The sequence below is a fragment of the uncultured Ruminococcus sp. genome (assembly GCF_946415235.1).
Taxonomy (GTDB): Bacteria; Bacillota; Clostridia; order Oscillospirales; family Ruminococcaceae; genus Ruminococcus.
In genome coordinates, this window is sequence record NZ_CAMKRR010000137.1 from 1 (window position 1) to 6,492 (window position 6,492).

6 protein-coding genes are annotated in these 6,492 nt (G+C 42.3%); all 6 read left to right on the top strand.

Features of this window, described 5'->3' with window-relative positions; all coding sequences use genetic code 11:
- Positions 1-2,159, top strand: a 2,159-nt coding sequence (locus Q0R37_RS14665; RefSeq protein ID WP_294755320.1) for a DUF87 domain-containing protein, incomplete at its 5' end; no start/stop codon positions are given.
- Between the two features lie 88 nt (positions 2,160-2,247).
- Entirely contained in the window at positions 2,248-2,475 is a 228-nt protein-coding gene (locus tag Q0R37_RS14670; protein WP_294755321.1) for a hypothetical protein, read from the top strand.
- A gap of 78 nt (positions 2,476-2,553) precedes the next feature.
- Positions 2,554-3,597 carry a site-specific integrase gene (locus tag Q0R37_RS14675; RefSeq protein WP_294755322.1) on the top strand — a complete coding sequence of 348 codons (1,044 nt, stop codon included), beginning with the start codon at positions 2,554-2,556 and terminating at the stop codon, positions 3,595-3,597.
- Between the two features lie 100 nt (positions 3,598-3,697).
- On the top strand, positions 3,698-4,249 hold the full coding sequence (fic, locus tag Q0R37_RS14680) for a protein adenylyltransferase Fic (protein ID WP_366517448.1): 552 nt from the start codon (positions 3,698-3,700) through the stop codon (positions 4,247-4,249).
- 19 nt (positions 4,250-4,268) lie between these two features.
- Complete coding sequence (locus Q0R37_RS14685) at positions 4,269-5,348, top strand: hypothetical protein (protein ID WP_294755325.1); 1,080 nt, start codon at positions 4,269-4,271, stop codon at positions 5,346-5,348.
- A gap of 542 nt (positions 5,349-5,890) precedes the next feature.
- On the top strand, positions 5,891-6,492 hold a 602-nt coding region (locus Q0R37_RS14690), incomplete at its 3' end, for a Fic family protein (RefSeq protein ID WP_294755326.1).

A 6,492-nucleotide genomic window follows, 5' to 3' on the forward strand; every position in this document is an offset into this window, starting at 1 on the left:
CGATGCTTTATTCATTTGACATCACGAATTATCCTGTTCCTTTGCTGGCACTCAGCGAAAAAGGAATGCTTGCATACCTCAGTAAGATATGGGACTGTCCTGCGGTATTTTTGGATAATTCATTCTCCGATGAGACAGCTAAAATAGAGGAACCGCTCAGAACACTTATCAAAATAAGCAGCGGTGATTACGGTGAAACGAATACCGGCAGAAATATTATTGCCGTTATCTCTCATAACGCCGGATATATTGCACATCGTCTTTCACCAGAAAGTGTAATTCCGCTTTCTCTGGCAGGGGTAACGCTTGATTACAGCAACGACTATATCCGTAACGTTACAAGTGACATGGAGAGTTTGGTCAATGAAACTATAATCAGCAACATAAATGATGTATGCTTATTAGTTCCAAATATGGTAGAGGACTTTAAGCCAGATAAAAACCAATATCAAACTGATGAAGCTTACCATGTATCTATTTCTTTAATGGCGGCAGTATGTTTTTTAAGAAGATTATTCAACATCAACTTCGCTACAAGTGAAGAGTTGAATCAGCTTATAAATGATATCAATTCACAGAGAAATGCACTTGTTGACTCAGACACCGCTATTCTGCGCGACTTTGCTAAGATTGCCAGCGATAAATTTCGTTCAGGCAGCTTCACGGCTGTCCGCAAAAAGAACGGTATGATTATCAATGATACCGATAACACAGCTATTATTTCCGGAAACAGAGTATACTTTACTGGTGAAATGTTAGCGGAGATACTTGCGTTAATGGCGACCACACACAATATGAAGGCACTTCTGAACGCTCTCGCTCACTATAACGCACTTGATGAAAGAGATGGTCGTACGCATCCGCTTGATGCTCATAATAGCAGCGGAGAAGCAGTTAGACTGTATCTTTACGATATATCAGCCGAAATTCTCGATGCGGATATTATCTACATCTTCAACAATCTTGAGAACGAAGCATATATGCTTTCGGAGCAGGAAATTCCCCATAAGCCATTCTTGCCAATATTGCGCGATGTAAACGGAAGAGTTGCAGGAAAGGTAATTGACTATGACGAAGAGGATAACGAGCATTCGCTGATCTGCGGTCAAAGCGGCTTCGGCAAATCATATCTGCAATCTCAGCTTATAGCGAAACGTTTTTCCCTCGGCAATAAAGTCGTTGCTTTCGATACCAGTGATTCGTTTACATACAAGCCTCTCTGCAAGAATCTCTCAAAAAGTTTTGTTGACGAGAACGTTACCTTCTATAATATCGACAGCTCTGTTATACCAATTGACATATTCCACGTTGATGATAGTCTCAGCAAAGCCTCTAAAATCAAGTATCTTGTCGGCATATTTAAGGCAGGTATTGGAGAACTGAGTGTTCCACAGTCTAATGCGTTGCGCTCTATTCTGGATGAGATATTGTCAAATCCGAGTGAGGACGGCTTTCCTCAGCAGATGTTAAAAGTGCTTGACGCCGTTGGCGAAGGGAATGAAAAGATAGATGAAAGAACCATTATGAGTCTGCGTAATCGCCTTGAGCCTCTCCTGAGTGATGTTATTGAGTGTGGAATGTCTGAAGATACGTGGGACGACTTCTTAGAAAGCTCCAAGCCTATTGTCATTATTCATACGGAGGGTATCAACCTCGATAACAACAATCAGGTCATTGATATGCTGCTTTTGACTCTGTTCAGCTACCAGAATGAAGATTATACGATTCCGCTCGACATCTTCATTGACGAGATACAGAACCAGAACTTTAGCAGTACCAGCTCAATACGCAAGATAATGAAGGAAGGCAGGAAGATTCATATGGCGTTCTTCGGCTCGACGCAGGACTATTATCCCAAGAAGACTGAATTGGGAAGCACAATGGGAAAAGCAGGGACACAGATATTCCTTCGCCCTTCTGAGGAATCTGAACAGGCTGTTGCAGCTGAGCTTCGCTGGAAGAAGGCTGACATGGCTCGCTTCGACTCGATGGATCGCGGTGATATCATTGTTAAGGGAGCGCTTTACAACAAGAAGAACAAGCGCAACACTCAAACTACACTCAGCGGTCACGTCGATGACTTCCTTTCATGGGGGACTAATGATGAGCCGAATGAAAATGCCGAAATAACAGATGATGATGCTGAAATAAGCAATTGAGTGGGCGCCCTTCGGGGCGCGCCAACCTATACTTATTATATTACAACAACAATCCGCTGTCAAGCGGTACGAAAGCGAGGTGAACAATATGAAAGCCAAGACTAAGCCTTATACGTTCTATATGGTGATCTGGAGCAATATCCGTCGTTATCAGTACCTTAATGAACTCTCAGACGAGGCACTTGCCAAGACGATGGAACTCACAACAAGGACACTGTATAACTACGATCACGATCCTTCTGCTCTCACATTGAAGCGCGTACAGCTCTTCATTGAGCACTCAGGACTGGATATTGAAGCACTTATCAGTGCTTAATCAAACGAAACAATGGTAGAGGGCGTATATACTGCATAAGCCGTAGATACGTCCTCTCTCTAATATAGGAGGGATATAATGCCTAAACGAAAATTTCCAGAGGCACGGCAGCTAAAGTCCGGAAACTGGCATACGCAAGTATTTGTCGGATTGGACGAAAACGGCAAGAAGATTCGTGAGTCCTTCACAGCACCTACGAAGTGGGAGGCGGAGAAAATGGCTGCCGAGTACATCGTCAATGGTATGAAACGCAAGGCTCGATTTACGGTAGCCGATGCAATTGACGGCTATATCAGCGCAAAGCAAAACGTGCTTGCGCCGTCCACGCTGAGAGGTTACGGTATTCTCCGCAGGAACCGCTTACAGAGCCTAATGCCACTCGATGCTCGCGAAGTCAACAGCTACACCGTACAGCAGGCTATAAATGAGGACGCTGCAAAGGTTGGCGCGAAAACGATTAAAGAAGGCGTTCATCTTATGTGTGCAGCTCTGAAACTCTACGACATAAGACCTATTCTGAGTGTCACATATCCTGCGAGGAAGCCGAAGTTGAAGGAGCTTCCAACGGCGGAGCAGGTAATGAATATGGTACGCGGTACTGATATTGAACTGCCGTGCCTGCTTGCAATGTGGCTCTCACTTCGTATGAGCGAGGTTAGAGGCTTACAGTTCCGCGATCTAAAGGGAAATGTTCTTACTGTCTGCCGCAGCAACATCTATTTCGACGGCAGCAACAACGTCCGCGATATGAATAAGACCTTCAAGTCAACAAGAAGGCTGACTATACCAGACTACATAAAGAATCTCATAGAGGCAGTACCTCATGAGAAGGACGACGATTTCATCGTGCAGATGGAGTACCAGACGCTCCGCAGCAAATTCTATAAGCTGCTTGAAGAATACGGCTATCACATGACCTTCCATGACCTTCGTCATTTGTCAGCGAGCGTTATGTTGATGCTCAATATACCTGATAAGTACGCTATGGAACGCGGCGGCTGGTCAACTAATTCAACGCTGAAATCAGTCTATCAGCATACGTTTTCAGAGGAACGGAAGCAGGTCGATAAGAAGATTGACGACTACTTCAACAGCCTGCTTGAAGGTACTGATAAGGAATAAATGGGAAATGGCTATATTACGGTATAGCCATTTTTTGTTTGACTAACAGCCTTATTCGTGATATAATATGTATAAGATTTATCGAGCAGGGGGCAAAAATATGAATCAGAACGAAATAGATGCCAAGAGCCTTGAAAACGCCAAGCAGTTATTTGTATCAGGTGATATCGACCAAATTGAGGTTGGAACAGTCAAAGGCTTGCAGGATATCCATAAGGTTTTATTTAACGGGCTTTATGAATTCGCTGGACAGATACGCACAAAGAATATCGCAAAGGGCGGATTCAGATTTGCTAATTCGCTGTACTTGAAAGAAGTGCTTGCGGCTGTTGAAAAAATGCCTGAGAGCACATTTGAAGAAATAATCGCTAAGTACGTTGAGATGAATGTTGCTCACCCATTTATGGAGGGCAACGGAAGGAGTACCCGAATTTGGCTCGATATGATCCTTAAAAAGAATCTCGGCAAGGTTATTGAGTGGGCAAATATTGATAAAGATCAGTATTTGCAGGCTATGGAGCGCAGCCCTATAAACGATTTGGAGCTTCGCTTTCTTATCCAGCCTAATCTAACAGACAAAACTAATGACAGAGAAGTCATCTTCAAGGGAATAGAACAGTCGTATTATTATGAAGGATACGAGAAACCTTGACCTCAAATAAGGAGGACGTATGGATTATAAGATAATGCACAAGGACAAAGTAGTTGCCTATGCCAACGAAAATGGAATAACCGAGATTATCGACCAATCGCTGTGTCCCGCCTGTTTTGCAATTGGTATGCCGCTTGAGATATGGCTTGACAACAGGTGCGTTGATATTCATCGTTCACATTCAAGAAAACTGTTCAAGGCTCTGCGCCTGAGAACTCCTGATGATATAGAGCAGGTAATTGATATAGGTCACGGAATTTCCATAACCGACAACTGGTGGATACAGAAGGCTGACGAAGAACTGGATTATACTTCTTTGAAACAGTATAATGAAGAGATTGCTGATATTGCGCTTTACGGTTCATCGACTTCAAACAGTGGTAACATCAAAGGATACCGTGAACTCGGTACTGTCGGAAGCTACGAAAAGGCTTGGCGTTATATTGACGGAAGCTGGTATATGTTCAAACACGGAAATACGCAGGAACTTATCAGTGAATACTACTCCTATCAGTTCCTTAAAGCTATGGGCGCTGATGTTGCTGAGTATGAAATACAGCACTCCACTTCTTCGGAGACAGGTATCACGACGACTTTTATTATCTCTAAAGATTTCACTAACAATGCTGCTGTTGATTTTGAACCGTTCTGCAACTACTATACAGATCACGACGAGCCTGAGTATATTATACCAAGAATTGATAAAAAGCTGATAAAGCCTTATGTTATAATGGTATTCTACGATGCTCTGCTCCATAATGACGACAGGCATAATCAGAACGCAGGCGTGCTTCGAGACAGCTCGACAGGTGAGATCATTGGACTTGCTCCTTATTTTGACTATAACCTCGGTCTTATCTCAACAGGAGTACCGAGGATAGACAGCGTTAAAGGTAACGTATTTACGGATAGCTTTCTCTCAAACGAAGTCTGCCGTAATGTGCTCAAAATTGAACTGCCAGACAGAAATACTATTCTAAACAGCATTGCGTCAGCAGAGAGTGAAACAAAAGCAGCTTTCCCCGATGTAAGCCCAAACTATGACTTGATAAAGGACTATATTATCAGGACTTATGACTATTTAGCTTCTGCACTTTGAGAACAATTATCGAATTTTTATAACTATCTTTGAATAGCATTTCAGCACAAAAATCCTATTCCACTCAAATTATTCCACACAAAAAACACAAATAGCTATAAACAGGCAAAAACAGCGCGTTACAAGTATTCGAATCCCTCTCTGTCCGCCAGAATTAAAAAGCCTGTATTTCGAGGAAAACACCGAAATACAGGCTTTTCTGTTACCTACAGAAAACAGTTTCAACTGCATTTTTGCAGCTCCGTGTGACTGTTTTACAGTCGAAAATCACACAAAATCACACGAAAATCACACGAATTATATTGGTGGTACAAAGCTATTAAAGAAGCCAGCTCCCTATACGGGAGCTGATTCTATATATGAATACTTCAAGAAAACACCTGTTTCGTATGAATATGCTGATTATATCAATGAAGTTATTATATAATGAAACGAATAATAGTTGTCTCCTAATTCATAATAGGATTTAGGAGATATTATTGCCTAAGCACTTGACTTTTCTCCTAAAAACGATTATAATTATGAGAAAGGAGCGTGAGCTTATGAGAAACTTTGATTACAGCGAACTTGCAAAACGTTCATGGGACAGTGAGATCATTGGTCTTGTAGCCCAGATTCATGAGCATAAAGGCAGACAGGAGCTTTTTCTGAAACAGAAGCCTGCTGAACTCGAACGCCTTATTGAGATTGCAAAGGTACAAAGTACTGAAGCTTCCAATGAGATTGAAGGTATCCGTACTACAAATACCCGTCTGTTGCAGCTAGTCAAAGACAAGACAACGCCTAGAAACCGTGACGAGGAAGAGATCATGGGATACCGTGATGTACTGAATACTATTCACGAGAACTTCGAGTATATACCTATTTCATCGAACTACATTCTCCAGCTCCACCGTGACTTATATAAGTATTCTCATAAAAGCATCGGCGGTACATTTAAGAATTCTCAGAATTATATAAGTGCAACAGATGCGAATGGATGTGAATTCACATTATTCACTCCTCTTCCGCCATATGAAACTCCGGCTGCCATTGAAGCTATATGTGACAGCTATAATCGCATAATCGCTACGCAGGATATAGACGCACTGCTTCTGATACCTGTGTTTATCCATGACTTCCTCTGTATACACCCGTTCAATGA